The sequence below is a fragment of the Streptomyces fradiae ATCC 10745 = DSM 40063 genome (assembly GCF_008704425.1).
GTDB lineage: Bacteria > Actinomycetota > Actinomycetes > Streptomycetales > Streptomycetaceae > Streptomyces > Streptomyces fradiae.
In genome coordinates this window covers 5,473,006-5,499,171 of record NZ_CP023696.1, presented here as the reverse complement: position 1 = coordinate 5,499,171, position 26,166 = coordinate 5,473,006, and the positions used below count along the sequence as shown (strand labels likewise).

At 75.8% G+C, this 26,166-nt stretch carries 22 protein-coding genes and 1 pseudogene; 6 read left to right on the top strand and 17 right to left on the bottom strand.

The window, feature by feature from the left end; translation table 11 throughout:
- The 4 genes from CP974_RS24235 to CP974_RS24220 form a co-directional block, all read right to left on the bottom strand.
- Positions 1–1,359, bottom strand: coding sequence for a cytochrome P450 (locus CP974_RS24235; RefSeq protein ID WP_031133765.1), 1,359 nt, complete (start codon positions 1,357–1,359; stop codon positions 1–3).
- A gap of 322 nt (positions 1,360–1,681) precedes the next feature.
- Positions 1,682–3,226, bottom strand: a complete 1,545-nt coding sequence (locus CP974_RS24230) for a cytochrome P450 (RefSeq protein ID WP_308425529.1) — start codon at positions 3,224–3,226, stop codon at positions 1,682–1,684.
- A gap of 12 nt (positions 3,227–3,238) precedes the next feature.
- Positions 3,239–4,159, bottom strand: coding sequence for an isoprenoid biosynthesis enzyme family protein (locus CP974_RS24225; protein ID WP_031136629.1), 921 nt, complete (start codon positions 4,157–4,159; stop codon positions 3,239–3,241).
- Positions 4,156–5,223, bottom strand: a complete 1,068-nt coding sequence (locus CP974_RS24220) for a polyprenyl synthetase family protein (protein WP_031136631.1) — start codon at positions 5,221–5,223, stop codon at positions 4,156–4,158. Before CP974_RS24220 ends, CP974_RS24225 begins: the two co-directional genes overlap by 4 nt.
- A 1,222-nt stretch (positions 5,224–6,445) precedes the next feature.
- Between CP974_RS24220 and CP974_RS24215 the strand changes: the two genes are divergently transcribed.
- Positions 6,446–6,949, top strand: coding sequence for an NfeD C-terminal domain-containing protein (locus CP974_RS24215; protein WP_085921172.1), 504 nt, complete (start codon positions 6,446–6,448; stop codon positions 6,947–6,949).
- A gap of 140 nt (positions 6,950–7,089) precedes the next feature.
- On the top strand, positions 7,090–8,523 hold the full coding sequence (locus CP974_RS24210; protein ID WP_031136879.1) for a flotillin family protein: 1,434 nt from the start codon (positions 7,090–7,092) through the stop codon (positions 8,521–8,523).
- A 386-nt stretch (positions 8,524–8,909) separates the two neighbouring features.
- Here CP974_RS24210 and CP974_RS24200 read toward each other — a convergent pair whose 3' ends face one another.
- Positions 8,910–10,076 (bottom strand): GTP-binding protein, encoded by a 1,167-nt coding sequence (locus tag CP974_RS24200; protein WP_031129411.1) that lies wholly within the window; start codon positions 10,074–10,076, stop codon positions 8,910–8,912.
- 89 nt (positions 10,077–10,165) lie between these two features.
- A complete protein-coding gene (rpmF, locus tag CP974_RS24195; protein ID WP_031129412.1) occupies positions 10,166–10,336 on the bottom strand; it encodes a 50S ribosomal protein L32 in 171 nt (56 codons plus the stop codon).
- Positions 10,337–10,586: 250 nt separating this feature from the next.
- On the opposite strand from rpmF, the gene CP974_RS24190 reads away from it, so the two are divergent.
- Positions 10,587–11,882, top strand: a complete 1,296-nt coding sequence (locus tag CP974_RS24190; protein WP_031129414.1) for a phytase — start codon at positions 10,587–10,589, stop codon at positions 11,880–11,882.
- Between the two features lie 61 nt (positions 11,883–11,943).
- On the opposite strand, the gene CP974_RS24185 is transcribed toward CP974_RS24190, so the two are convergent.
- The 8 genes from CP974_RS24185 to CP974_RS24150 all read right to left on the bottom strand — a co-directional run bounded on the left by CP974_RS24185 (position 11,944) and on the right by CP974_RS24150 (position 19,314).
- Entirely contained in the window at positions 11,944–12,279 is a 336-nt protein-coding gene (locus tag CP974_RS24185; protein ID WP_031129415.1) for an ankyrin repeat domain-containing protein, read from the bottom strand.
- Positions 12,280–12,379: 100 nt separating this feature from the next.
- A complete protein-coding gene (locus CP974_RS24180) occupies positions 12,380–13,624 on the bottom strand; it encodes a site-2 protease family protein (protein ID WP_078915397.1) in 1,245 nt (414 codons plus the stop codon).
- Between the two features lie 6 nt (positions 13,625–13,630).
- On the bottom strand, positions 13,631–15,154 hold the full coding sequence (locus CP974_RS24175) for an AAA family ATPase (RefSeq protein WP_051839076.1): 1,524 nt from the start codon (positions 15,152–15,154) through the stop codon (positions 13,631–13,633).
- Between the two features lie 553 nt (positions 15,155–15,707).
- On the bottom strand, positions 15,708–16,622 hold the full coding sequence (locus CP974_RS24170) for a hypothetical protein (protein WP_140160808.1): 915 nt from the start codon (positions 16,620–16,622) through the stop codon (positions 15,708–15,710).
- Between the two features lie 5 nt (positions 16,623–16,627).
- Positions 16,628–17,047, bottom strand: coding sequence for a hypothetical protein (locus tag CP974_RS24165; protein ID WP_031129421.1), 420 nt, complete (start codon positions 17,045–17,047; stop codon positions 16,628–16,630).
- 84 nt (positions 17,048–17,131) lie between these two features.
- Positions 17,132–17,359 carry a hypothetical protein gene (locus CP974_RS24160; RefSeq protein ID WP_031129422.1) on the bottom strand — a complete coding sequence of 76 codons (228 nt, stop codon included), beginning with the start codon at positions 17,357–17,359 and terminating at the stop codon, positions 17,132–17,134.
- A gap of 93 nt (positions 17,360–17,452) precedes the next feature.
- Positions 17,453–18,208 (bottom strand): DUF6585 family protein, encoded by a 756-nt coding sequence (locus CP974_RS24155; protein ID WP_223844564.1) that lies wholly within the window; start codon positions 18,206–18,208, stop codon positions 17,453–17,455.
- The gene (locus tag CP974_RS24150; protein WP_051839079.1) at positions 18,205–19,314 is read right to left on the bottom strand and encodes an AfsR/SARP family transcriptional regulator; all 1,110 of its coding nucleotides are present in this window, start codon (positions 19,312–19,314) and stop codon (positions 18,205–18,207) included. The genes CP974_RS24155 and CP974_RS24150 overlap by 4 nt, the downstream gene beginning before the upstream one ends.
- Positions 19,315–19,494: 180 nt before the next feature.
- Between CP974_RS24150 and CP974_RS24145 the strand changes: the two are divergent.
- From CP974_RS24145 to CP974_RS24135, 3 genes and pseudogenes are all read left to right on the top strand, one after another.
- Positions 19,495–19,683, top strand: a pseudogene (locus tag CP974_RS24145) (helix-turn-helix transcriptional regulator); the annotation flags it as partial.
- A gap of 624 nt (positions 19,684–20,307) precedes the next feature.
- Positions 20,308–22,287 (top strand): NACHT domain-containing protein, encoded by a 1,980-nt coding sequence (locus CP974_RS24140; RefSeq protein ID WP_223844571.1) that lies wholly within the window; start codon positions 20,308–20,310, stop codon positions 22,285–22,287.
- Positions 22,288–22,545: 258 nt separating this feature from the next.
- Positions 22,546–23,313: a cutinase family protein gene (locus CP974_RS24135; RefSeq protein ID WP_031129425.1), complete on the top strand. Its 768-nt coding sequence runs from the start codon at positions 22,546–22,548 to the stop codon at positions 23,311–23,313.
- A gap of 43 nt (positions 23,314–23,356) precedes the next feature.
- On the opposite strand, the gene CP974_RS24130 is transcribed toward CP974_RS24135, so the two are convergent.
- The 3 genes from CP974_RS24130 to CP974_RS24120 all read right to left on the bottom strand — a co-directional run bounded on the left by CP974_RS24130 (position 23,357) and on the right by CP974_RS24120 (position 25,930).
- The gene (locus CP974_RS24130; RefSeq protein ID WP_031129426.1) at positions 23,357–23,761 is read right to left on the bottom strand and encodes a DUF302 domain-containing protein; all 405 of its coding nucleotides are present in this window, start codon (positions 23,759–23,761) and stop codon (positions 23,357–23,359) included.
- A 379-nt stretch (positions 23,762–24,140) separates the two neighbouring features.
- Complete coding sequence (locus CP974_RS24125) at positions 24,141–25,319, bottom strand: GDSL-type esterase/lipase family protein (RefSeq protein WP_031129427.1); 1,179 nt, start codon at positions 25,317–25,319, stop codon at positions 24,141–24,143.
- A gap of 41 nt (positions 25,320–25,360) precedes the next feature.
- Positions 25,361–25,930, bottom strand: a complete 570-nt coding sequence (locus tag CP974_RS24120) for a TetR/AcrR family transcriptional regulator (RefSeq protein WP_031129429.1) — start codon at positions 25,928–25,930, stop codon at positions 25,361–25,363.
- Positions 25,931–26,166: the final 236 nt, after the last annotated feature.

Genomic DNA, 26,166 nt, shown 5'->3' with positions numbered 1-26,166 from the left:
TCAGCGGGGTTCGGGGCGCATGGGCAGGGGGCCGGCGGTCAGGCTCATCTCGGCGCGCGGGCGCACCACCGTGCCGGGGACGGGCCGCAGCCGCCAGCGGGAGGCGAGCGCCGCCAGCGCCAGGGTCGCCTCCGTCATCCCGAACACGTCGCCGATGCACTTGCGGCTGCCCCCGCCGAAGGGCAGGTACGAGCCGCGCGCCACCTCCCCGGCGCGCTCGGGCAGCCACCGGTCCGGGTCGAAGACGGCGGGACGCGCGAAGAGCCCCGGGGTGCGGTGGATGACGTACGGGCTGATCAGCACGTCCGCGCCGGCCGGCAGCCGGTGGCCGCCCAGCTCGGTGGGCTCGGTCGTCATCCGGGTGTACATCCAGGCCGGCGGGTACAGCCGCAGGGTCTCGGTGAAGACCCGCTGGGTGTAGCCGAGCCGGGGCACGTCGGCGTAGCCCGGGGTCCGCCCGCCCAGCACCCCGTCGACCTCGGCGTGCAGCCGCGCCTCCGCCTCGGGGTGGGCGGCCAGCAGGTGCCAGGCCCAGGTCAGGGCGCTCGCCGTGGTCTCGACGCCGGCCAGCAGCAGCGTCATGACCTGGTCGTGGACCTCCTGGTCCGACATCCCGCCGCCGTCCTCCTCGTCGCGGGCGGCCAGCAGCGCCGACAGCACGTCCCCGCGGTCCACGCCCGAGCGCCGGTAGTCGCCGACGATGCCGGCGATCAGGGCCTGGAGGCGTCTGAGCGCCGCGTCGAAGGCGCGGTTGGCGGGGAGCGGCAGCCTGGCGTACAGGCCCGTGGGGTCCATCGCCCGCCGGTAGGCGCCGCGCACCATGAGGGGCAGGCTGCGCTGGACCTCCGCCACCGAGTGCGGGGCCATCTCCGTGGAGAACAGGGCGCGGGCGGTCACACGGGCCGTCAGCGCCTGCATCTCGTCGCCGACGTCGAGGACCCGCCCGGTGTGCCAGGAGCGGGCCCGCGCCGCGCACTCGTCGCGCATGACCTCGGCGTAGGCGGCGATGCGCGCCTGGTGGAAGGCGGGCTGCACCAGGCGCCGCTGCCGGCGGTGGTCGGCCCAGTCGGAGGTGATCAGCCCGTTGCCCAGGATGGGGCGGGCCTTCTCCTTGACCGGCCCGCCGGTGTCGTAGACGCGCGCGTTCAGCAGGACCTGCTGGACCAGGTCCGGGTGGCACGGCAGGTAGGCGGGCCTGGGCCCGATGCGCAGTTCGACGAGGTCCCCGAGTGCCGGGAGGGAGGTCAGGAACTCCAGGGGCCTGCGCGCCAGCAGGTGGGCGTGGCCGATCAGCGGCCTGCGGTGCGGTGCGCGGGCGAACCGCCAGTGGCGCCCGGAGCCGTCCGAGGGGGTTCTCATGCCAGGGGTGTCCTTTGCCGGGGCGGAGGGGTGCAGGGAGAAGGGAGGGAGGAGGGTGTGGAGGGGTGGAGGGGTGGAGGGGGGTGGACGTGGCGGGGTTCGGGCCGAGGGCCCGGGAGCGCCGGGGCGACGGGGCGTGGGCCCCGGGGGGTGCGGGGCCGGCGCCCCGGGAGCGCCGGGGCGACAGGGCGTGGGCCCCGGGGGGTGCGGGGCCGGCGCTCAACCGCCGGGCCCGGGCGGCCGGCAGCCAAAGAGCCTCGGCGGGCGCCCGCCGGCCGGAGAGCGTCGGCGGGGCGCCCGCCCGCGGAAGCCGGACTCCGGGTCAGCGCCGTTCCAGGACCATCGGCAGGGGGCCCGGTTCGAGGGTGGCCTTCGGCTGCGGGCGCAGTCGGGTGCCGGGCGCGGGGCGCAGCCGCCAGCGGGCGGCGACGGTCGCGACGACCAGGGCGGTCTCGGTGAGCGCCAGCACGTCGCCGATGCACTTGTGGCTCCCCGCGCCGAACGGCAGCAGCGCGCCGCGGGGCACCCGCGCGGCCCGTTCGGGCGTCCAGCGGTCGGGGTCGAAGGTCTCGGGGTCGGGGAAGAGCTCCGGATTGTGGTGCAGGGCGTAGGCGCTGTAGAGGACCATCGTCCGGGCCGGGAGGGTCCGGGGGCCCAGCTCGACGTCGCGGGCGGTGACCCGCATCGCCATCCAGGACGGCGGGTGGAGGCGCAGCGCCTCGGTGATGACGTTGCGCGTACAGGGCAGGAGGGGCAGGTCGTCGTAGGCCGGTGCGCGGCCCGCCAGCACCCCGTCCACCTCGGCGTGCACCCGCGCCTCCACCTCGGGCAGCGTGCCCATCAGGTGGAAGACGAAGGCGAGCGTGGAGGCGGTGGTCTCGCTGCCCGCGACGAGGAAGGTGACGACCTGGTCGAGGACCTGGCCCTCGTCCAGTCGCTCGCCGGTCTCGGGGTGCTCGGCCCGCAGCAGGGTGGAGAGCATGTCGTCCGCGTCGCCGCCGGAGCGGCGCCGGTCGATCATCTCGGCGACGATCCGCCGGAGCCTGGCGTTGGCGCGGTCGTAGGCCCGGTTCCCCGGGGTGGGCAGCTTCTCGAGGATGCCGAGGGGGGCGACGGTGCGCCGGTAGATGCCGTGGGACACCGTGCGCAGGCACTGCCGGGCCTCCTCGATCGTCGCGTCGTCGAGCCCGGCGGAGAAGAGGGTGCGGGCCGCGATCCGCATCAGCAGCGCGTGCATGACGTCGCTGACGTCGAGGGTCTGCCCCGCTCGCCAGGTGTCGGTGACGGCGCGGGTGTCGTCGGCCACGGCGGTGGTGTAGGCGGCGATCTTCGTCGGGTGGAAGGCGGGCTGGAGCAGCCGCCGCTGGAAGCGGTGCTCCTCGCCGCGCGAGACCGACAGGCTGTTGCCGAGGAGTTGGCGGGCCTTGTCGAAGACGCCGCCCTTCTCGAAGGCGCGGGTGTCGAGCAGGACGTTCCGTACGAGTTCGGGGTGGGCGGCCAGGTAGGCCCTGGTGGGGCCGAGCCGCAGCTCGACCAGGTCGCCGTGGGCGGGCAGCGAGGCCAGGAACTCCAGGGGGCGGCGCCAGAGCGCGGGCACGTGGCCGAGGAGCGGGACGGCGCCGGGAGCGGTACCGGCCCGCCACGGCCCGCCGGGCGCGGAGGACCCGGCGGATACCGAAGGTACGGAGGACCCGGCGGGCGCGGGCGGCGCCGAGGGTGCCGCGGATCCTGACGGCGCGGACGACCCGGACGACCCGGACGACCCGGACAGCCCTGACGGCCCGGGGAACGCGGGGGACCCGGACGGCCCGGTCGGCCCGGACGGTGCGGGGGGCCCGGACGGTGCGGGGGGCGGGGGCGTGTGCATGCGGCGGGCTCCTCACCGGATCCGGGAGTTGACGTCGTTGACGGGCGCCTGGTACCGCAGGTCGCGCGTGGTCCAGACGAAGTTGCCGTGGATCAGGTCGAGCAGGACGTCGCGGGTGACGTCGTCGAACGCCCCGATGCACTCCAGGTCCTCGGCCATGTCGTCCAGCCGCGCCTGGAAGAACCGCCGGAAGTCGGCCTCGTCCGCCATGTCGCACAGCCGGAAGCAGTTGGTGATCTGGCCGAGGGCGCGCTCCCTGTCGTAGGAGTAGAAGTCGTTGACGACGGCCAGCCCGCGGGTGGCCATCCGGGCCGCGAGGCCCGTCTTGGAGTGCTCGGTGAGGGCGGGGTGCCGGTAGATCGGGTACGACATCCGCATCCAGAAGTCGACTCCCACGTCGGTGACCCGGAAGCGGAAGTACTGCTCCGGCGACGTGCCGCACAGCACCCGCTTGAGGGGCGCGTCGCGGAACATGTGGTCGCTCGTCACGAACGCGCGGGCGCCCTCATACGCGAAGTCGGCGTCCGGCGGCGTGTAGTACCGGTCGCACACGGCGCGCACCTGCGGCAGGAACAGGTCGAAGTCGTGGAGCGAGGCGTCCATGTCGTCCCACACGAACGTGACGCAGTTGAGGACGCAGACCGCCTTGAACGCCTCCATGTCCTTGATGTGGCGGGCGCTCTGCGACCAGCGGACGACGTCCATGTAGGAGATCCAGCGCTTGTCGGAGACCGTCCTGCCGAGCGGGGCGACCGCCCGGTTGCAGGCGTCGATGACCTCGCGCAGTTCGGCGTCGGTCATCGGGACCTTCTCGGCCCCGTGGGGGACGTGGCGGGCGAACAGGGCGGCGAACCGCTCGGTGCACTCCGCCCAGTAGCGGGCCGTACCCGCCGGGGGCGCTCCGGCGCCGGTCGTGATCAGGTCTGCGGTCATGAGGTCCTCCTGGTGGCGGTGGCGGCGAGGTGCTCCAGCGCGGTGGCCGCGGCAGGGGTGAACGGGGCGCCGTCCAGGGCGCGCAGGGCCTGCCGGCGGCGGTCGCCGATCATGTGCTCGATGGTGTCCCGGGCGCCGGTGGCGGCGAGGATCGCGCGGACCTCCTCGGCGCCGTCCTCGTCCAGCGCGGGATCGCCGAGGAGCGCGCGGAGCCGGGCCGTCTGGGCGGGGGTGCCGGCGCGCAGGGCGAGCGCGACGAGCGTGGTGTTCTTGCCGGAGCGCAGGTCGTCCAGCCGGGACTTGCCGGTGTCGCGTACGTCCCCGTACACGCCCAGCAGGTCGTCGCGGAGCTGGAACGCCTCGCCCAGCGGCAGCGCGTACGCGGTGCAGGCGGCGAGGACGTCCGGGCCGGCGCCCGCGAGGGCGGCCCCGACGTGCAGCGGGCGCTCGACGGTGTACTTGGCGGTCTTGTAGCGGTTGACGGTGAGCGTGGCCTCCACGTCGTCCGTCAGCTCGCCGGTCGCCCGCAGGTCGAGGTACTGGCCGAGCATGACCTCGGTGCGCATCTCGGTGACGAGCGGCAGGACCGCCTCGGTCTGCGCCCGCGTGAGGGACGCGGTGTGCAGGAGCTGGTCGGACCAGGTGAAGACGAGGTCGCCGAGGAGCACGGCGGCGCCGATTCCGAACTTCTCGGCGCGCTCGCCGGGGCTTCGGCCGGCCAGTATCCGGTGAATCGTGGGGCGTCCGCGCCGGGTGTCGCTGTCGTCCATGATGTCGTCATGGATGAGGGCGAAGGAGTGGAACATCTCCAGCGACGCGGCGACTCGCAGGACGGCCGTTTCGTCCCCTTCTCCGCCGGCCGCCCGCCAGCCCAGAAAGGTCAGCGTCGGCCGGATTCTCTTCCCTCCCGCGAGGAAATCCTCGACCAGCTGCACGAGGTCCGCCATCCGGGGGTGACGGAAACCCGTTCTGCACTCCCGGAGGAATTCTCCGAGCTGGCGGTCGACCGCTTTCCTGACCGATGCGGCATCGACAATTCCGGGAGATATCGTGCGGGTGCTCATGGTGCTGTCCTTCATCCCCTCGTGAGGCCCCCGCCGCCGGCTTTCGCGCACACGCGGGCGGCCCCGGACGCGTGGGGGCCGCACCGGTGCCGGTGCTCGGGCGGGAGGTCGGTACGGGCCGGGCGTACGGGGCGGCGGCGCACCGCCGCGGGCGCTCCGGACGTGTGGGGCCCGTCGGGCCGCGGGTGGGCGGGCCCGGTGTGCGGGTGTGTCAGCCGGTGGGACCGGCACCGGGCCGGCCGGGGGCGTACCGCCTCCGGGCCGGGTGGCGGGGGCATCGCCGCTGGTGCGGGCCGCGCGGCGGCCCAAGCGGACGGCGCCGGGGCTCGGCGCGACGGCACGGCGCAGCGGCGCGCGGGCGCGGTGGCTCGGTTCGGCGCCGCCGGGCGACGGTGCGGCGGGGGCGCCGCGGGGCGGGCGCGGGTCGGCGCGCGGGGAAGGCGGCCTGTCGGGGCGGCGCGGCGGCGCCGGCGTCCCGCGGCCGGGGTGGGCGGTCGTCCCGCGCCTCGCCGGGCGGACGTACCGGGGTGTCGGGCGGACCCGGATCGGCGCTCGGCCGCGGTGTGTGTCCGCCATCGGGTAATGCGGTGCCTACAGGCCCCATCTTTCGTATATCCCCCGTGAGTCCGACAGGTCGGGCATTGCGGTCCCGGACCCGAGCGGGCCGGGCCCGCCGAACTCGATGGTAGGCACACGACCGTCGAATCTGACAACCCTTTTCCGACCCCGTCCCGCCCCGCCCCGCACCGCGGCCGCCGGGGCCGCCTCGCGGCCCGGCGACATCGCTGGACAGTGTCCCCGGAGCGCCGTTAGGGTCGCCCTGTCCGGAGCGGCGGAATTCCTGGGAGCGGAGGGGGGACGGGGGGCGCGCGTTGTTTCCCGGTACGAACACGGGGAGTTCCGCCCGGCTTTTCCCGGGCGTTATCGCCACGGTGCCGAATCGGGCGGCGGACTGTAGGACGGAGGGCCGCCCGGCCGCCGCCGGACTCCCCCGGACCCGTACGACACGGGCGGGGCGGGGCACACGCACGGCACGGGTGACGGGCGGCCGGCCCGACCGCGCCGTCGCGTTCCGCCCCCGCGCGCCGGGCGCCCGGCGCCGGGCGTGCGAGGACGGCATCGGGAGCGCGCGAAGATTGCCGCACTCCGGCAGTGAACTCCTGTGCGACGGGTGGGACGATGGCGCGGACGGTGAGCGGTCCGGCAGCCGGAGGGGGTGGAGATGGCCTGGTTCCTCGGTCTCGGCATCGCGGGTCTGGTCCTGCTGGTCTTCTCGCTGGTCTTCGACGGCCTGCTGGAGGGGGTCTTCGACGGGATCGGCGGAGGACTCGACGGGCTTCTGTCGCTGCCGATGATCGCCGGGTTCGTGTCCGCCCTCGGCTTCACGGAGGCGATCGTGCTCGGGACCGGCGGCGCGGGGGCGGGGGTCGCCGCCGGGGCGGGCGTGCTCACGGGGGTCGGCGCGGCCTGGCTGACGTGGAGGCTCAGCCGCGCCCTCATGCGCGGCGGCACGGCGGCGCCGCGGGGCGAGGACCTGACGGGCACGTCGGGCACGGTGGTGACGGCGATCCCGGCGGGCGGCTACGGCGAGGTGCTGCTGCGTCTCGCGGGCCAGCCGGTCAAGTACGCGGCGAAGGCCGAGGTGCCCCTCGCGCGCGGCACCGAGGTGTGGGTCGACGCCGTGCTGTCGCCGACGTCGGTCTCCGTCCGCCCGGTCGAACGCTGAACCGGCCACGGCGCCCCGCCGGGCACCGCCGCCGTCGGCCACACCGGCCCGTGCCCCCGGCCGGCACCGCCACCGGCCCTCCCGGCCGCCGCTCCTCACCGTCCGTCTGTTCCCGATCCTGATCGAAAGGGGGGTTCGCCATGAGCCCTGTCCTCATCTCCGTGGTGGGCCTGGCCGTCCTGGTCGTCCTGCTCGGCCTCGTCGTCATCACGCGTTACAAGGTCGCCGGGCCGAGCGAGGCGTTCATCGTCACGGGCCGGCGCGGCAAGCAGTCCACCGATCCGGCGACGGGGCGGGTGTTCACGGACAACAGCGGCCAGAAGGTCGTCGTGGGCGGCGGCGTGTTCGTCGTGCCGTTCGTGCAGCAGAAGTTCACCCTGGACCTGTCGAGCCGGCACATCCCGGTCGCCGTCCGCGGCGCGGTCACCCTGCGCGGCGTGAAGGTCAACCTGGAGGGGGTCGCGATCGTCAAGGTCGGCGGCACCGAGGACTCCATCCGGGCCGCGGCCCAGCGGTTCCTGATGCAGCAGAACGGCATCGTCGGCTTCACCCAGGAGGTGCTCTCGGGCGCCCTGCGCTCGATCGTGGGCCGCATGTCGGTGGAGGACATCATCCGCGACCGGGCGGCCTTCGCCGGGCAGGTGGCGGAGGAGGCCGAGGCGAGCCTGTCCGGCCAGGGCCTGGTGCTCGACGCCTTCCAGATCCAGGACATCACCACCGAGGGCTCGTACCTGGAGGACCTGGGCCGCCCGGAGGCCGCGCGGGCCAGGCAGGAGGCGGACATCGCCGAGGCCGTCGCCCGGCGCGCCGCCGAGCAGGCCCGGCTGAAGGCCGAGGAGGAGATCGCGATCGCCGAGCGGACCCTCCACCTGAAGCAGGCCGAGATCAAGGCGCAGACGGACGAGGCGACCGCCCAGGCCAACGCCGCCGGTCCGCTGGCCGAGGCGGCCCGGCAGCAGGACATCCTCGCCGAACAGGAGAAGGTCGCCGCCCGCCAGGCCGCGCTGACGGACCGCCAGCTCGACACGCAGGTCCGCAAGCCCGCCGACGCCGCCCGCTACCAGGCCGAGCAGGAGGCCGAGGCCCGGCGGATCGCGTTCGTCAAGGAGGCCGAGGCCGCCGCCGAGCGGGCCAGGCTCACGGGTGAGGGCGAGAAGGCGCAGCGCGCCGCCCTGGCCGACGCCGTGCGGCTCGAGGGTGAGGCCGAGGCCGCGGCGATCGGGGCGAAGGGCGCCGCCGAGGCGGAGGCGATGCGGAAGAAGGCCGACGCCTTCGCCCAGTACGGCGACGCCGCCGTGCTCCAGATGCTCGTCGAGGTCCTGCCGCAGGTCGTGGCCAAGGCCGCCGAACCGCTGTCGGCCGTCGAGAAGATGACCGTCATCTCCACGGACGGCGCGAGCCGGCTGACCCGTACGGTCACGGACAACGTGACGCAGGGCATGGAGCTTCTCTCCTCCGCCACCGGGGTCGATCTGGCCGCGCTCCTGCAGGACATCGCGAAGAAGCCGGCGTCCGGCAGCGCTCCGGCGCCCGCGCCGGAGGCGCAGGGCAAGGCGGTCGAGATCACCGAGTGACCCGGTCCGGGCGCCGGACGGCGCGGGCGCCCGGACGGTGCGGGCTGCCGGAGGGCCCGGACTACCGGACAAGGCGGGCGCCGGACGGTGAGGGCCCTGGGCGGGGCGGGGCGGGCGCCGGACGGTGAGGGCCCTGGGCGGGGCGGGGCGGGCGCCGGACGGTCCGGGCCCTGGGCGGGGCGGGCGGGCGCCGGGCCGGGCCCGCTCGGGGTCCGGCGGATGGGCCGGGCCGGGTGGTGCCGTGGCTGCGACCACCACCCGGCCCGGAGTCGTGTCGGGCCGTCGCGGTCGGCCCGTCGCGCCGGGCCGCCCGTCAGGTCCGCGCGCCGGGCCGTGATGCCGGCCCGTCATGTCGGGCCGTCGCGTCAGGATGTCGGGCCGTCGCGTCAGGCCGGCTGCGTGAGCGCCGGGTGCTCGTGCTCGCAGGCGTCGTCGATCCCGTACGCGTCCCAGGGCGGGAACGGGTCGTCCGACGGCGGCTCCTCCCCCTCGGCCATCAGGCACCCCTCCAGCGCGGCCCCGAGCGCCTCGGCGTCCAGGGCCGTGCCGATGAACACCAGCTCCTGGCCCTGCCCCTCCTCCGCGACGCCGGAGGGTTCGAACCGCGCCACCGAGCCGGCCTGCGACCAGAGCCCGACGATCCGCGGGCGCCCGGCGAGCCGGAAGAAGCCCTTGGAGCGCAGCACGCATCCGAAGGCGCCGCCGTCGAGGTCCTCCGTCACGAACGCGTACAGCCGCCCGGGGTGGAACGGGCGCGGGGAGCGGAAGACGACGCTGGAGATCCCGTACTCCTCGGTCTCCGGCACGTGGTCGCCGTTCAGCTCCCTGACCCAGCCGGGGGCCTGCTGGGCGCGCTCCAGGTCGAAGAGCCCGGTGCCCAGGATGTCGCCGGGGGCGACCCGCCCGCGCACGGCGGGGACGATCCGGGCGGCCGGGTTCAGCCGGGCCAGCGCGGCGCGCAGCCGGGCGGCGTCGGCCGGACCGACGAGGTCGAGCTTGTTGACCACGATGACGTCGGCGAACTCGATCTGGTCCATCAGCAGGTCGCTGACCGTGCGTTCGTCCTCCTCGTACTGGTCCAGCCCCCGCTCCGCCAGCCCGTCGCCGCCGTGCAGCTCGGGCAGGAAGTTGGCGGCGTCCACCACGGTGACCATGGTGTCGAGACGCGCCAGGTCGCCCAGGGTGGCGCCGTCGTCGCGGGGGAAGGCGAAGGTCGCCGCGACCGGCATGGGCTCGGAGATGCCGCTGGACTCGATGAGCAGGTAGTCGAAGCGGCCCTCGCGCGCCAGCCGGTCGACCTCCTCCAGCAGGTCGTCGCGCAGGGTGCAGCAGATGCAGCCGTTGGTCATCTCGACCAGCCGCTCCTCCGTCCGCGACAGGGCGGCCTCGCCGCCGCGCACCAGGGCGGCGTCGATGTTGATCTCGCTCATGTCGTTGACGATGACCGCGACGCGCAGTCCTTCGCGGTTGGTGAGGACGTGGTTGAGCAGGGTCGTCTTGCCGGCCCCGAGGAAGCCCGACAGCACGGTCACCGGCAGCCGCGGGTCGCCCACCGCGCTCCCGGTGGCGTCCGCGGCGCCGCGGGTGGGCCCCACCGCGCTCCCCGTACCGCTCGTCGCGTTCCCGGCGGTGCTCAAGTCCTTCACCCCTCGGGACGCAGCAGACCGCGCTCGTACGCCTTGACCAGGCGCTGCGGCACCATGAGGACGTTCCCGTCCACGGTCACCGGGACGAGCTGCGGCGTCGACGCCTTCCACTGGGCGCGCCGGTGACGCGTGTTGCTGCGGGACATCTTCCGCTTGGGGACAGCCATGACGAACCTCCTGCGACAAGGACAACGGTCCGCGACGCTACATGAAAATGGTTCCCATCACCAATCGCTTGCCCGGGCCCGGCCCCCGCACACCCCCGGCCAGACCGTCCGACAGGCGGACAGGCCGCGCCGAGAGGCCATGCGCCGTTCACGGCCGCGTACCCGGCTCTTCGCGAACTCCCCATAACGTTCCCGGCGTTCAGCACACCTACCAAGGAGTAATGTGAGCGCCTTCGCAGCACTCGGCACCATGACCTCGCTCGTCACCGCGTTCGCCCTGGCCACCGGACCCGCCGTCCCGGTGACCCTCACGGCCACCGTCGAGACCCCCGCGGTCTACGACGACGAGGCGGGCGGCAACGCGGACGCCGACGACCCGGCGGTCTGGGTCGATCCCGAGAACCCCGAGCGCAGCATCGTCATCGGCACCCTGAAGGAGGCCGGCCTCGACGTCTACGGCCTCGACGGGCGGCGCCTCCAGCACATCGCGGCGCCCGAGGCCCCGAACGAGGACGCCAGCCCCGGCCGCTTCAACAACGTCGACGTCGTCTACGGCTTCGAGCTGGGCGGCCGGAAGACCGACCTGGCCCTCGTCAGCGACCGGGGCCGCGACCGCATCCGCGCGTACGCCATCGACCCGGCCGCCGTCGCCGCCGGCAAGCCCCCGCTGAAGGACGTCACCGCCCCCGACGTGGCGCCGGTCTTCGCCGCGAACGAGGCGGAGGTGGACGACCAGCGCACCTCCTACGGCCTGACCGCCTTCAAGGACGACGACGACGCCTACGTGGTGGTCTCCCAGCGCGAGGAGACCAGCCTCCGCCTGCTCCAGCTCAAGGACCGCGACGGGCGCGTCGGCTACAAGACCGAGGACACCCTCGACCTGCCCGACACCTTCACCCTGCCCGACGGCGGGAAGTGGACGCCGTGCGCCGACCCGGGCGAGCGCCCGCAGGTCGAGGGCATGGCCGTCGACCAGGAGGAGCACGTCCTGTACGCCGCGCAGGAGACCGTGGGCCTGTGGCGCATCGAGATCGACGACGAGGAGTTCGAGAAGCCGAAGCTGGTCGACCGCGTCCGCGAGTACGGCACGCCGTGGACGTACGACGCCGAGGAGGAGGAGTGCGTCCTCGACACGGAGAACGACCCCGGCTTCGGCGGTGAGCACCTGAGCGCCGACGCGGAGGGCGTCACGGTCTACCACGCCGAGGACGGCGCCGGCTACGTCCTCGCCTCCAGCCAGGGCGACGACACCTTCGCCGTGTACGACCGCGAGGGCGGCAACGCCTACCTCGGCTCCTTCGCCGTCGCCGACGGCGACGCGACGGACGGCGTGCAGCACTCCGACGGCTCCACCGTGGTCAACGTCCCCCTCGGCACCGCCTTCCCGAAGGGCATGCTGGTCACCCACGACGGCGAGGCCACCCCGGCCGACGGTGACCGCGAGGGCACCAACTTCAAGTTCACCCGCTGGGACGCCGTCGCCGGCGCCTTCCCCGAGCCGCTGAAGGTCGACACCGAGTCGTTCGACCCCCGCGACGCGGACTGATCCCCACCGCCGGACCCTGCGGGGCGGGGCGCGCCCCGCGGGTCCGGCCCCGGCCGCCCCTTCAGCCGCCGTGGGCGGCTCGTCTGCCGATATGGGTGCGCAGCAGTCTCGTCGCCAGGTCGTGGCCGTCGTGCTTCGCCATGTCCACGGGCGTACGGCCGCCTGGGGCGGCCGGCTCCGGATCGGCCCCGAAGGCCGGCAGCGCGGCGGTGGTGTGCACCGTCAACGGCCCTCTGCTCTGCAGGGCCCCGTCGCCCTCGACGTCGATGGCGTGCGTCAGCAGGGTCATGTCGCCGAAGACCTCGTCGGGATCGGAGCCGGCGGCGAGCAGCCGGGCCAGGGTCTCGGCGTCCTCCTGCTCGACCGCGTGAGGCGCGGGTGTCCAGTAGCCGCTCATCACGACATCAAACCGTCCATGCCCGCGCACCGAGGCGCTGTGGCGTGCAGTGGGCGGAAACGAGGCGGGTCGTCGACCGCACGGACACCGCCCCGTCCCGCTACGCGCCGCGCGATCGGTCGTCCCAGCCCTGGCCCCAGTCGCCGCGCCGGCCGCCGCTGTCGGCCGCATCGCCGCCCCGCCGGGCTTCCGCACCGCGCTGGGCCGTCGTCATCAGCCAGGTCACCGCGCGGCTCACGTCCGACGCGGACACGATCCCGGCCAGCCTCCCACCGTCGAGCACCAGCAGCCGGTGCTCCGCGCCCGGTTCGACGCGCGGCAGCACCTCGGCCAGCGGGGTGTCCGCGTCGACGACCTCGGCCCGCTCCAGCGGCAGCATGGCCTGCCCCACCGTCACCGCGGGGCGCCGCTCCTCCCCCACCGCCCGCGCCAGGTCCAGCGTCATCAGACCCACCACGGGCCGGGCACCGCCGCCCACGTCCACGCCCTCCCCCGTCACCGGGAACGCCGAGTGCCGGTACCGGTACCGGGGGTCGTCCAGGAAGCGGGCGACCGTGAGCCCGGCGGGGACCGTCACCGGGTCCGGCGTCATGACGTCCCGTACCGGCACCCCTGCCAGTACGGCCCGCAGCTGCGCCTGCTGCCCCTCCGCCGTCGCGGTCGCCGCCAGGAACCAGCCGATCATCGCCAGCCACAGCCCGCCGAACACGTCCCCCCGCATGAACAGCAGCAGCCCGAACGCCACCAGCAGCCATCCGAAGACGCGTCCCGCGGTCGTGGCGCCCGCGGTGGCCCGCAGCCGGTCCCCGGTACGCCACCACAGGAAGGCCCGCAGCAGGCGCCCGCCGTCCAGCGGGGCGGCCGGGATGACGTTGAACGCCGCCAGCAGGATGTTGATCACGGCCAGCCAGACCGCCGCCTCCACGACCGGCCCCGGGGCCGACACCGCGTCGAGCCCCCACGTCGCCAGCGCGAAGAGGCCGCCCAGGACGAGGCTGACCAGCGGGCCGACCCCGGCGATCCGCAGTTCCGCCGCCGGGCTCGGCGCCTCGGCCTTCAGCCGGGCCGCGCCTCCCAGCAGCCACAGGACGATGTCGTCGACCTCCACGCCGTTGCGCCGGGCGACGATCGCGTGCGCCAGCTCGTGCGCCAGCAGGGACGCGAAGAAGACGACGGCGGTCAGCAGCCCGATCGCCCAGTACACCGGCCAGCCCTCGCCGGGGTGGGCCTGCGGGAGGCGCCCCTGGGCGAGCCCCAGGACGATCACGCCGAAGATGAGCAGCACGCTCCAGTGGACCCCGACCCGGATCCCCGCGATCCGCCCCAGTACGACCGTCGCGCGCACGGCTCCTCACCCCTCCCCGCCGGCCGGCCGGCGGTCCTCGCCGTACAGCCGCTCGGGGGAGACGAGGACCACCTCCCCGTCCGCCTCGGCCTCGCGCAGGCCCCGGCCGAACCCGGCCGCTCCGTAGCAGACGAGCCGGGTGCGCCCGGTGTCCTCGCCGAGGGCGGCGAGGTGCGCCAGGTGGCCGCGCAGCCGGTCCAGGTGGGCGGTGTCCATGCGGTCCGCCCAGGAGGTCAGCCCGATGGAGAGCAGCGGTCCGGGCCGGTGGCCCCGCCCGCCCCGTACGACGACGTCGACGCGGGCCGACTCATGGCCGGACGGCTCGTGGCCGGACACGCGGGGGGCGCAGCCCGCCAGGGCGGAGACCGGCGTGCCGGCGAAGGTGCCCGGCGGGGCGAACCGGGCCGCCCACTCCCGGCATGTACGGGCGAAGTGCGGGCCCGCCACGTCCCGTTCGAAGACGGGCCGCATCTCCCGCCAGAACGCGCCGATCTCCCGCGGCCCCGCGTCCGCGAGGTCGGGGCGGTGGGGGCGGATCACGGCGTGGTCGAAGGCGAGCAGCGGTTCCACGATGCGGTAGTGGACCAGCCCGGTCTGGAAGGCGTCGGGTTCGCCGTGCACCAGGCCGCGCTCTTCGAGGTGGGAGAGGATGTGCGGCACGTCGGTCGCCGGCCGGTCGAGGAAGTCCGCGATCTCGCCGGGCGTGGTGCGGCCGGTGGCGAGGGCGGCCACGGTGGAGTGGCAGGCGGCGTCCCAGGGGTCCGGCACCCGGTCCAGCAGGTGCCCGGCCCTCCAGAACAGCGGCAGCCGCGGGTCGAGCACGCCCGTGCGCACCCACCGGTCGAAGTCGGCCGGGCCGGTGGGCGGCCGGTCGCCCGCCGGGTCGAAGCGCCAGGCCGCGCCGGAGCCGACGACGGCGTGCACCCGCAGTGCCAGCGCGGCATCGTCGACGCCCCACAGCGCGCGGGCCCGCCGGTAGTCCAGCGGCGCCACCTCCACGACCTCGTCCACCCACCCGGCGGAGGCGCTGAGCAGCCGGCTCATCACCGGTGTCGTGCTGCCGCAGAGCAGCAGCCGCAGCCGGGAGGGGCCGTCCGGGCCCGTACCGAGCCGCCGGCGCACCTCGGCGACGGCGGCCGGGAGGCCGGGGCTCTGCCGTACGAGGTCGGGGAGCCCGTCGAGGACGACCAGCGCCGCCGGACCGCCGCCCGTGGCCGCCAGGTCGCGCAGCGCTTCCGGCCACCCGCTCCAGTGGGGGGCGTGCGGCAGCCCGGCGTGGTGCGCGTACCGCCGGGCGATCGCGCGCAGGGTCTCGGCCTGCGCGGCCTCCTGCCCTGCGTAGTAGAACCCGCCGGTCGCCTGGGCGAGGGCCTTGAGCAGGTACGACTTCCCGTGCCCGCGCGGTCCGGTGACGACGCCGACGGCGGGGCCGGGGCGTGGGTCGTCCACGAACGCGACGAGCCTGTCCCACTCGGCCTCGCGGTCGTGGAGCCGCTGGGGCCGGGCGACGGGCGTGATGAGGGCTCCCACCGTGCTCTCCCCCTTCCGGGCACTGCCGTGCCTGCGGGGACCTGGAGACGGGGGCGAGGAGGGGGTCGTCGCCCCACTCATCTCACTGTACGAGCCGGGGCGCGCGGCGCGAGGGCCCGACCGTCCCTGCCCGGGCCCGACCGTCCCTCCCCCGGCGCCCGACCGCGCCCGGTCGCCCCTCCCCGGCGCCGCCCGGCCCCGCACCACCGGGCGCAGGCACGGGCCCCGCCCCGCACCGCACCGCACCGCACCGGCGCGAACCCCCACCGGCGGGGGCGCGGCCGGGATCATCGGCGCCGCCGCCGGGCGGCCGGGCCGGAAGTCCGCGTCCGGCCGGCCCAGGACGCGCACGGGCCGCGGGGCCGGCACCGGACCGGAGGCGTTCCGCCGCTCTCCGACGGACAGCCGCCCGGCGACGCGGAGAGGCCGGGGCCGCTGATCGTCGCGCAACCGGCGACCCGGTGGGGGGCGGCCCCGCGCACGGGCGCTCCGGGCAGGACGGTCCGGGCAGGACGGTCCGGGCGGAGCTGAGCCCGGCGTGAGCCCCGGCGGGTCACTGCGTCTGCACCGCGCAGACGGTGGCCGAGCCGTTGAACACCCGCCACTGGAGCGTCTGGCGGTCGGCGCGCTGCGGGCAGGTGCCGCCGCGCTGCACCGCCGTGATCACCAGCTTGGCGTTCATGCCCTTCGGCACCTGCTTCCGGTCGCATCCCCAGACGCTGAACAGCCGCGCCTGGCCGCCGAGGGTGCCGTCGGCCTGCCTGGTCAGCGTCGCGGGGAAGCACTGCCCGGCGGCGAAGACGCGGTCCAGGCACAGGGCGACGGAGGACCCGTCGCCGTTGACGTGGCCCCAGCCGTACTGCCCCGCCCCGGAGGGGCAGTGGGAGGCGAGCGTCGTCACCATGGTCACCTTCGTGAAGGCGAAGCCGGCCCCGCAGTCGACGGCGACCGGCCGGTCCTGGCTCAGCCTGCCCCAGCCGTCGTCGTACACGGAGAGGCACGTGCCGACGCGGACGGAGGCGAACGCCACGTCGACGGGGTCGGGCGGGGCGGACGGCTCGGGCGGGTCGGACGGGTCGGAGGTGGGCGTGGGGTCGGGCTCCTCCCGGTCCCCGCCGCTCTCCCCGCCGGTGGGCTCCGTCGGCTCCCGGTACGGCGCGGCCCGCGCGGTGTTCCCGCCGCCCGTGTACTGCGTGGCCGTCGCGGTTCCCGCGCCGTCGCGTTCGCCGGTCACGGCCGTCTCCTCCCACGGCTGCCACACGCCGAGGAGGGCCACGAGGCCCACGACGGCGGCGAGCGCCGCCGAGGAGACGCTGACGAAGTAGGTGGTCCGGACGTCGCGTCCGGCGGCGTTGACGGTGGACCGGTTGTTCGCGCGTGCGTCGATGCGCTGGTCGCCGCGGTAGACGTCGTCGAAGCCGTCGTCGCCGTCCGGGCCGAAGTCGTCCCACGGTTCTCTGGCGCGCACGGCGGTCACCTCCCGTCGACGGTGAGGTCCCGGCCGGCCACGTTGATCCGGGAGCCGCCCGACGCGTGCGCGGTCACGCTGATCCCGCCCCGCCGGTCCGGCCGCCGCTCCGGGGGGCCCATCTCGTCGACGATCCGCCGCAGGTCGGGCAGCATCTCCGGGTGGGCGGCCAGCAGCCGGCGCAGCCGCGTCTGCCACTCGCCGACCAGCTCCCGCTCGGTCCTTTCGTCGCCGTCGCGCCGGGCGGCGAGCACGTCGGCACGCGCCTCGCCCAGCTCGGCCACCACCGTGTCCGCCCGCTCGGGGTGCGCCCGGCGCCACAGGTCGCCGATCGCCCGCTGGGCGCTCTCCCATCCGGCCGTGGCCAGCCCACTGACCACCGCCGACGCGGCCAGACTCGCCAGTGCCGCCAGTTCCGATTCCATCGCCGTACTCCTGCTCTCTCTTCTCGATGCGCGTGTCGCCGGGGGTGGGGTGGGGGGTTCGGGGGGCCGGGCGGGGGCGGGGGTTCAGCTCCGCGAGGCCAGGACCAGGAGGACGACCAGGACCGCCAGGACGACCAGGCATCCCGATCCGCCGCAGGACGATCCCCTGCGGAACTCGACCACCCCGCCGGGGACGATCTCCGGGTGGCGGCGGTCGTAGTGGGCCTCGATCGCCGCCGCGCCCCGCGACTCGCTTCCCCAGGCGGTGCGGTGCCCGCACTCCCCGCACCGGTACCGGTAGCTGTCGGCCATGCCGCTGTCTCCTTCTGTCGTGGGTGGGGTGAGTGGGGTGGGTGGGACGGTCGGGGCCGGTGGGGGTCGGTGGGGGTCGGTCGGTTGTGCGGGTCAGCCGCTGTGCCCCTCGGTGCCGGGAAGGTGCCCGGGGCCCGGCAGGCGGCCGGGGCCCGGCAGGCGGCCGGGGCCCGTGAGGTGCCCGGCGAGGGCGTGGAGGACGCAGAAGTTCGGTATCCCGGACGCCGCGGCGGCCCGCAGCGGGCGGCGCCCGGCCGCGCGGACGGTCACGGACCCTTCGAGGACCTCGATGCCCCGGACCTCGGACCAGCGCAGCGCGCCGCCCCCGGCGCCCACCTCGTCCGCGGTGATCCACACCGGGCCGAAGACCAGCCGCCCTCCCCCCTCCAGCGCGGTCAGGGCGGGCGGCACCTGGGCGGCGGTGACGGCCCGTCGGATACCGGGCCACCACTCCTCCGGCCGCTCGAAGTCCCCGCGCCGCAGCAGGACCCGCCCGCCGTGCACGTCGGCGAGCACCAGGCCCCAGGTGACGCCCCTCGGGGTCAGGGCCCCGAGCCGGCGCACCACCGTGGAGTCGAAGCGGACGGCCCGGACGCGCCCGCCGGCGAAGGCCGTCGCCCCCCGCTCGTACAGGTCCAGCCGCGCACCGGCCCCGGCCTCCGGCGTACCGGACCCCAGCAGGCGCCGGACACCCGCGAACGCCGCCGCGCCCCACCGGGCCCCGGTCTCGGTGCGGGGCGCCCGGTGGGTGGCGTACCGCCTGCCGAGGCCCGCCCGGCCGGCCGCCGCCGAGATCCGCGCCAGCACCAGCTCCTCGTCCCGCCCCCGCGGGGCGGCTCCCGCGCTCACGCGCGGCCCTCCCCCGCCCGGCCGGTACCGGGGCGGTACTCCCCCGCCCGGCCGGTAGCGGGGCCGTCCCCGCGCAGGGCCGCCCTGCGGGCCTGCCACAGCACCTCGCCCGGCGCCACCCCCAGGTCGTCCGCGAGGCGCAGCCGGACGCGGTCGAAGACGGCCAGCGCCTCGGCCCGCCGGCCGCAGCGCCGCAGCGCGTGCATCAGCGTCGCGGCGACCGGTTCGTTCAGCGGCTCGTCCAGGGCGAGGGCGGACAGCCCGGCGACCGCCTCCGCGTGCCGGCCCAGCCGCAGCTCGCACTCCGCCTTCCGCTGCGCCAGGGCGGCCCTGCGCCGGGTGAGCCGCAGCCGCTGCGCCTCGGCCAGCGGTCCGGGCAGCCCCGCCAGCGGCTCGCCGCGGAAGAGGCCCAGCGCCCGGCCGCACAGCCGTACCGCCTCGGCAAGCTCGCCGGCGCGCTCGGCCGCCCCGGACCGGGTGTCGAGGTCGTCCAGGCAGGCCGCGTCCACCTCGGCCACCCCGCGGGCCAGCCCGTAGCCGTACCGGTCACGGCGGATCACCGCGTCCCGGCACTCCCCGAGGCGCAGGCTCTTGCGCAGCCGGTACACGTAGACCGGTACGACGTTCCCGTCCGGCGCCTCCTCGCCCCACACGTCCGCAAGCAGCCTCCGCGGGCTGACGGAGCGGCCCCCGCTCAGCGCGAGGGCCACCAGCACGGCCTGCTGCCGTACGGGCCCGGCGTCCACGGGGCGCCCGGCGAGGCTCGTCCGCAGCGGGCCGAGCACGGACACCCGCAGCGGCGGGCCGGGGACGGCGCCGGTACGCCGCCCGCCGCCGGGCTCCCGCGCCGCCACCTGTCCGCGCGGGCCCCGGCCCGGTACGACCAGACCGCAGTCGAAGGCGTGCACGATGGCGGCGGCCCGGTCGCGCAGGCCCAGCTTCCCGAGGACGCGGACGACCAGCTCGGCCACCACGTGCTCGGGCAGGGCGAGGGCGGCCGCGATCTCGGCGTCCCCGAGGCCGCACCCGAGTGCGCGGAGCACGTCGCGTTCCCCGGTGGTGAGGACGGTGGCGCCCGGAGCGCTCCGGGCGGTCGTCGTCGGCATGGCTGCTCCCCGTTCGGCGGACCGGTCGATCGCCTCGCCGGTCGATCACGTCGATGCCGTCGAGGGTGGCCGCTGTGCGGGAAGTGTGGACAGGACATCGAACCGGCCATATGTGGCCGATGGCCCCGCTACAGTCCCCACCTGCGGAAAGGCGGACGGATCGGGGGAGGGCGGGGTGTCGTGTCCGGTGGGTTCGGCGGGGTGCTGCGGCGGTTGCGGGAGAGGGCGGGGCTGACCCAGGAGGAACTGGAGCGGCGTTCCGGGGTGAGCGTGCGCACCATCGGCCGGCTGGAGGCCGGCCGGCACAGCAATCCGCGGATGGCCACGGTGCAGTTGCTCGCCGACTCGCTCGGCCTGGGGGACGCGGACCGCGAGGAGTTGCTGCGCGCCGCCGTGCCGGGGCGGCCGGGCGGGGCCGGGGGCTTGGACGCGGGGGGCGAAGGGGCCTCGGATGACGGCTCGGGCGCGGGCGGAGCGGGTGGCGTGGGCGGGGGCTCGGGTGGACCGCAGCCGGTACGTGCTGACGGGCCCTCACCGTCGCGGCCCGACACGGGAGGCGAGCGGGAGCCCGGTCCTGAGTGGCGATCAGAACCGCTCCGGCGATCGGGTCCGGCGCCCGGACCGGGGACGGCAACCGGAACGGGTGCGGACGCGGGTGCGGGTGCGGGTGCGGACCCGGGCGCGGGCACGGACCCGGGCGCGGGCACGGATACGGGCGCGGGCACGGGTACGGACCCAGGCACGGGTACGGATACGGGCGCGGGTACGGATACGGGCGCGGGTACGGATACGGGCGCGGGTACGGACCCGGGCACGGGTCCAGGCCGGGCGCCGGGCTCAGGACGGCGGCCGGGCTCGGGGTGGGCGCCGGGCTCGGGACCGACCTCACCAGGCCCATGGCCAGAACGCGACCCCACCCCCGGCCCAGGACCCGCCCCAGGTCCAGCAGGTCCAGGGCCCGGCGCCGTCCTGGCCCCCGGCGGGCCAGACGCGTTGTCGGGCGCCGCCGAGCAGTTGGCGAAGGCGGTGGCCGCCCGCTGGCAGCGCGAGGAGGAGCACCGGCGCGTACAGGACCCCTATCCGCTGCCGGTCCGCTGGCGGCCCGCGACCGCACGGCTCACCGACCACTGGGCGAACATCCGCCGCCTCCCGCCGGGGGCGGTGGGCGAACCGCTGGACCTGAGCGGGCGGCTGGAGGGGATCGCGGACACGTACCGGGCCGTCCCCTCCGGGCGGCTGGTGGTCCTCGGCCGGTCCGGGTCGGGCAAGTCCATCCTGGCGCTGCGCTTCGTCCTGGACCACCTGCGGTCGCGGACGCCCGAGGAGCCCGTACCCGTGATCTTCAGCATCGGCGCCTGGGACCCCACCGCCCTGACCCTGCGGGACTGGCTCGCGGAGCGGCTGACGCGCGACCACCCCGGTACGGCGGCGCGGGGGCCCGGCGGGTCGACCCTGGCCGCCGCGCTGGTCGACTCCGGCCGGGTCCTGCCCGTACTGGACGGCTTCGACGAGATGGCGGGCGGCCTGCGCCGCCCCGCGCTCGAAGCCCTCAACGCCACCATCCTGCCCCTGCTGCTCACCAGCCGCCCCGGGGAGTACGCCGACGCGGTCGACGAGACGGACGTGCTGTCCGCCGCCGCGCCGATCGAACTGACCGACCTCACCCTCGAGGACCTCGCCGACTACCTGCCGCGCACCACCCGCAAGACCGCCCGCGCCGACCCGGCGGCGGGCGCCTGGGACCCCGTGCTGCGGGAGATGCGCGAGCCGTCGCCGGACGGGCGGGCGGCCCCCCTCGCCGCCGTCCTCAGGACCCCGCTGATGGTCGCGCTCGCCCGCACCCTCTACAGCGACACCCCGGACCGCGACCCGGCCTCCCTGCTGACCGGGGCGGGGCGGGACACGCCCGAGAAGGTGGAGGAGTACCTGCTCGACAGCTTCCTGCCCGCCGTCTACCGCCGCGGGCGGCCGGGTGGGCGCGACTGGGACGCGGACCGCGCCCAGCGGTGGCTCGGCTACCTCGCCCACCACCTGGCCGTCGCCCGGACCCCCGACCTGGCGTGGTGGCGGCTGGGCACGGGGCTGCGCGGCTCCACCCGCGCCCTGGTCACCGCCCTGGTGGCCGGGCTGGCCATCGGCCTCAGCGACGCCCTCTTCTACACGCTCGTCACCGGGGCACCGGCCCTGGCCCTGATGGACGGGGCGTCCGTCGGGCTCATCGCGGGGAGCCTGTTCGGCCTCGTGCACTGGCTCACGTACACGCTCACGGGCAAGGAGGCCGCGCCGTCCGCCGTACGCCTGCGCATCCGCGGCCGGCCCCGGGCCGCCACGTGGACGGCCGGGCCCCGGCTGGTGATCGGTACGCTGGGCGGCGCGGCGTTCGGCGCCGTCTACGGCTTCGCGGTCGGACTGGTGAAGGCGCATCACCAGAACGCCGGGCTCGGCGACGCGCTGCGCACCGGTCTCGCCGACTCGATCGTCCTCTGCCTGGTCTACGGCGCCGCCGCCGGTCTCTCCTTCTGCCTGCTCGGCCTGCTCGAGACCCCGCTCGACATGGTCTCCGCCGTCAGCCCGCGCGAGGTCCTGGCCACCGACCGAAGCACGGTGCTGACCCAGCTGGCCGTCTGGGCGCCGGTCTTCGGCACCGTGGTCGGCGTCGGGCTCGTCGTCGCGGTCGACCTGCTCCAGGGGCACGTGGGGCGGCTCGTCCTGCAGCCCACGTTCAGCGTCCTGGTCGGCACCGTCAGCGGCATCGGCGGTGCCCTCGGCTACACCCTGACCCTGACCGCCTGGGGTCAGTGGTGGGTGCTCTCCCGCGTCTGGCTGCCGTTGACCGGGCGCCTCCCGTGGGCCGTCGCCGCCTTCCTGGACGACGCCTACCAGCGCGGCGTGCTGCGCCAGGCGGGCGCGGTCTACCAGTTCCGCCACGCCCGCCTCCAGAGCCGCCTCGCCGAGGCGTACCGCCGCGGATGAGCCCGCCCGGCACGGGCGTGCCGGGCGGGCCCGGCGCCGCCGGCGTCGTGAGCTCGAGGTCCGGGCCGGGCTTCACCACGATGTCATCGCACCTCCCTAACGTCGGCGGTACCGGTCCCGGCCCCGCCGTACCGGCCCCGACACCCCGTCACCTCACCCCGTCACCACGCCCCGTCACCACACACCGCGGTCCACCCCGTCACCACCCACCGCGGTCCACCCCGCCTCCGCACCACCCGACGTCCAGGAGGACACCCGATGCCGAAGACCGGTCGACTCAGGCGCCGCGCCAAGGCGCTCGCCCTCACCGCGGCGATGACGGCCGCCGCCGCCCTCATGCCCGGCACCGCCGCCCGCGCCGAAGAGGCCCCGCACCGCTACTACATCCAGATCGGCGGCACCGGCTCCGCCGCGGACGCGCCCGGCTGCACGACCACGTACGGCTACGTCAACCGGTACCTGAAGGGCGGCACGCCCGTCCCCGTCTGCTATCCGGCCTCCGCCGGGCCGTGGCTGAACGGCCGCAACGCGCCCGACCTGTCCGCCCCGAGCTACGACAGCAGCGTCGCCCAGGGCTACGCCAACCTGCTGGCCGCCGTGCGGGAGACCCACCGCGAGGACCCGACCGCGCGCCTGACGATCGTCGGCTACTCCCAGGGCGCGCAGGCGGCGGACGCCGTGCTGGAGACCATCGCGTCGGGGACCGCCGGCGTGCCGCGGGAGCTGGTCAACGGCATGCTGTACGCCGACCCGAAGCAGCCCGGCACCGGCATGTGGGCCAAGGTCCCGCGCGGCCTGGGCGCCTTCGGCCTCACCTCCACGGGCCCCGGCCCCGAGAGGTTCCCCGGCGTCCCCGTCGCCCGCTTCTGCATCCGCGGCGACCTGGCCTGCGACGCCACGACGCCCGTGGCCGCCGTCGACTTCCTCCTGACCGACACCCACCGGCGGTACTTCCAGGACGGGAACGTCATGTCGCGGACCATCACCGAGGAGGGCCTGGACGGGATCTACTGGTACGAGTCCTGACCGGCCGGCCCCGGCCCGCCGCCGCCCCCTCGCCCGGACGCGGTCAGCTGCCGCTGTCGTCGGCGGCGAGCCGGGCGAGGGCCGCGTCGAGGCGGCGGGTCGCCTCCTCGGCGACGGGCCGCAGGCCGTCGAGGCCGGTGAGGGCGACCATCGTGCCGGGGTCGAGGGCCTGCACCGCACAGCCGCCCCCGTCGGAGCGCACGACGACGTTGCACGGCAGCAGCAGGCCGATGGAGCGGTCGGTCTCCAGGGCGCGGTGGGCGAGGGCCGGGTTGCAGGCGCCGAGGATGACGTACTCCTCCATGTCGTGGTCGAGCTTCGCCTTCAGCGTGGCGGTGACGTCGATCTCGGTGAGGACGCCGAAGCCCTGCTCGCCCAGTGCCTCGCGGGTGCGGGCGACGGCGGTGGTGAAGTCGGTGTTCAGGTGCACGCTGCGGTCGTAGCGCATGGCTCCGGGCCTCTCTCGTCGGCTCGTGGGTTCGTCGGCTCGTCGGCTCGTGTGATCCGGGCTCGTCGGGCTCGTCGGGGCCCGGCGTCGGCTCGACCGGCCCCGACGGCGGTGGAGCAGGCAACGTACCCGCGAGGCGGCGTCCGAAAAGCGCCGCCGGGAACCCGCGGGCGGTACTTCGCCGGAAGGGAGCAACCGGGGCGTCCCCCGGCCGCCGCCGCTCCCGGCCGGGGCGTTCCCGGCCATCGCCGCTCCCGGCCGGGGCGTTCGCGGCGTGGCCCGGCGCGTCGCTGCCGACCAGCAGCGTCGCTGTCGACGAGCAGCGTCGTGGGGACCGGCGCCGGCCGTCACGCTTCCCGCCGGGCGCGGGTCGCCCGGGTCAGTCCGTCGTGCCGGCGAAGGGCCCGCCGTCCGCGAAGACGAGCCTGGCGAAGTTCTCGCCGATGCGGCGGTGCCCTTCGGGGCTGGGATGGACCGCGTCGGGCAGGGGGAACTCGGCGTGGTCGCCCTCGCCGTAGAGGTCGAGTCCGTCGAGGTAGTGGAGGTGGGGGTCCTCGGCGGACCGCTGCTCGACGATGTCGGCCAGGACGTCGCGGACGATCGTCAGCGTCAGCCGTCCGGCGGCGGTCTCGGCCGGATCGCCGGTGGCCCGGAACCGCAGCGTCCCGCCGGAGAGGTCCGGCATGAGGGGCCCGGGGGTGTGCTCGTGGGTCGGACACAGGAGGGGGGAGATCAGGAGCAGGGGGGTGGTGGGGTGGCCCTCGCGGATGGTGTCGAGGAAGCCGTGGACGGCGGGGGCGAAGGCGCGCAGGCGCATGGCGTCGGCGTTGACGACGTTGATGCCGAGCTTGAGGCTGATCAGGTCAGCCGGGGTGTCGCGCATCGCGCGGGCGGTGAACGGGTCGACCAGGGCGCCGCCGCCGAATCCGAGGTTGACCAGCTCCACATCGCCCGCGGCGGCGGCCAGGGCGGGCCAGATGGCGCTGGGGAAGACGGCGTTGGACCCGTGGCTGATGGAGCTGCCGTGGTGCAGCCAGACCCGGCGCCCGCTGTCCGGGGCCGGCTCGACGGGGGCGTCGGTGCGCAGGGCGATGACCTCGGTGGTCTCCGCGTGCGGGAGCCAGATCTCGATGTCCTTCTCGCCGCCGGGGAGGCCGGTGAAGCGGGCGGTGCCGGCGGGGCCCGGGGTGAACTCCGCGGTCTGGGTGCGCATGTCGGTGACGGTGCGCACGTTCCCGCCGTCCACGGTGGCCTGGGCGGTGAGGCGGCCGTCGACCAGCAGGTCGTAGACGCCGTCCGGCGGGGGCGGGAAGCCCCGGTAGACGCGTTTGGTGGGCAGGGTGTCCAGGTGGACGGTGGTGGCGCGGGTACGGAAGGCCAGCCGGACACCGGAGGGCTGGGCCTCGGCCACGGCGAGCCGGTCGTCGGGGATCTGGCGCCGCGCCCGGGCGGGCAGTCGGTGCGGCAGCAGGCCGTGGGCGGTCTCCTCCACGTCGAGGTGCCCGCGCAGGTAGTCGGCGGTGACGGGGGTGGTGATCAGGTTCTGTCCGGTGCTCATGGCCTCAAGCGTTCTGGTTCAGGGGCGGGCGGGGCGGCCGGTCAGGGGGCGGACCGGCTCCGCAGCGCGGCGTCGAGGGAGTCGAGCGTCCAGGCCCAGGACTCCTGGGCGGCGACGTCCGTGTGGTCGAAGGCGCCGGCCGCCTCCAGGGCCGCGAAGCCGTGGAAGACGCTGCCCAGCATGCGGACCGCGTGGGTCTGGTCCGGCTCGGCCAGGTCGTAGCCGCGCAGGATCGCCCGCGTCATCTGCGCGTGCCGGACGCCTGAGCTGGCCGCGGCGGTCCGCGGGTCGAGCCGGTACCGCGCCGCTTCGTACCGGCCGGGGTGCGTCCGGGCGTAGTCGCGGTAGGCGTTCGCGAAGGCGGCCAGGGCGTCCTTGCCCGCGCGCCCGGCCACGGCGTCGGCGACCCGGTCGGCGAGCTCCTCCAGGGCGAACAGCGCGATCCGGGTCTTGAGGTCGTGGGAGTTCTCCACATGCGCGTACAGGCTCGCCGGCTTCACGTCGAAGCGCCGGGCCAGCGCGGACAGGGTCACCTGGTCGAAACCGGCCTCGTCGGCGAGTTCCGCACCGGCGAGCGTCAGCCGCTCCGGGCTCAGTCCCGCCCGAACCACAACCATCACCTACTCTCGAATTCCCTATGGCCAGTATGCCCCTTCCTATAGGGCATAGGCAAACTCCGCGTCGGGCCGAGGCGGCGACTCCGTCCGGTGGCACCGGCGAACCGGGCAGTGGACTCCGGAGGGGGTGCTCCGAGGTGCGCCGAGGGGTCACGAGTGGGCCCCGGAGCCACGAGCCCCCGGCGGTCGCGTTCCAGACGAGCGCGTCGCGCCGTTCCGCCGGTGGCGGA

Bases quoted from the DNA above. Each gene is read 5' to 3' on its own strand.
- CP974_RS24235 (WP_031133765.1), bottom strand. From the start codon at position 1,359: ATGAGAACCCCCTCGGACGGCTCCGGGCGCCACTGGCGGTTCGCCCGC.
- CP974_RS24230 (WP_308425529.1), bottom strand. From the start codon at position 3,226: ATGCACACGCCCCCGCCCCCCGCACCGTCCGGGCCCCCCGCACCGTCC.
- CP974_RS24225 (WP_031136629.1), bottom strand. From the start codon at position 4,159: ATGACCGCAGACCTGATCACGACCGGCGCCGGAGCGCCCCCGGCGGGT.
- CP974_RS24220 (WP_031136631.1), bottom strand. From the start codon at position 5,223: ATGAGCACCCGCACGATATCTCCCGGAATTGTCGATGCCGCATCGGTC.
- CP974_RS24215 (WP_085921172.1), top strand. From the start codon at position 6,446: ATGGCCTGGTTCCTCGGTCTCGGCATCGCGGGTCTGGTCCTGCTGGTC.
- CP974_RS24210 (WP_031136879.1), top strand. From the start codon at position 7,090: ATGAGCCCTGTCCTCATCTCCGTGGTGGGCCTGGCCGTCCTGGTCGTC.
- rpmF (WP_031129412.1), bottom strand. From the start codon at position 10,336: ATGGCTGTCCCCAAGCGGAAGATGTCCCGCAGCAACACGCGTCACCGG.
- CP974_RS24190 (WP_031129414.1), top strand. From the start codon at position 10,587: ATGACCTCGCTCGTCACCGCGTTCGCCCTGGCCACCGGACCCGCCGTC.
- CP974_RS24185 (WP_031129415.1), bottom strand. From the start codon at position 12,279: ATGAGCGGCTACTGGACACCCGCGCCTCACGCGGTCGAGCAGGAGGAC.
- CP974_RS24165 (WP_031129421.1), bottom strand. From the start codon at position 17,047: ATGGAATCGGAACTGGCGGCACTGGCGAGTCTGGCCGCGTCGGCGGTG.
- CP974_RS24160 (WP_031129422.1), bottom strand. From the start codon at position 17,359: ATGGCCGACAGCTACCGGTACCGGTGCGGGGAGTGCGGGCACCGCACC.
- CP974_RS24150 (WP_051839079.1), bottom strand. From the start codon at position 19,314: ATGCCGACGACGACCGCCCGGAGCGCTCCGGGCGCCACCGTCCTCACC.
- CP974_RS24135 (WP_031129425.1), top strand. From the start codon at position 22,546: ATGCCGAAGACCGGTCGACTCAGGCGCCGCGCCAAGGCGCTCGCCCTC.
- CP974_RS24130 (WP_031129426.1), bottom strand. From the start codon at position 23,761: ATGCGCTACGACCGCAGCGTGCACCTGAACACCGACTTCACCACCGCC.
- CP974_RS24125 (WP_031129427.1), bottom strand. From the start codon at position 25,319: ATGAGCACCGGACAGAACCTGATCACCACCCCCGTCACCGCCGACTAC.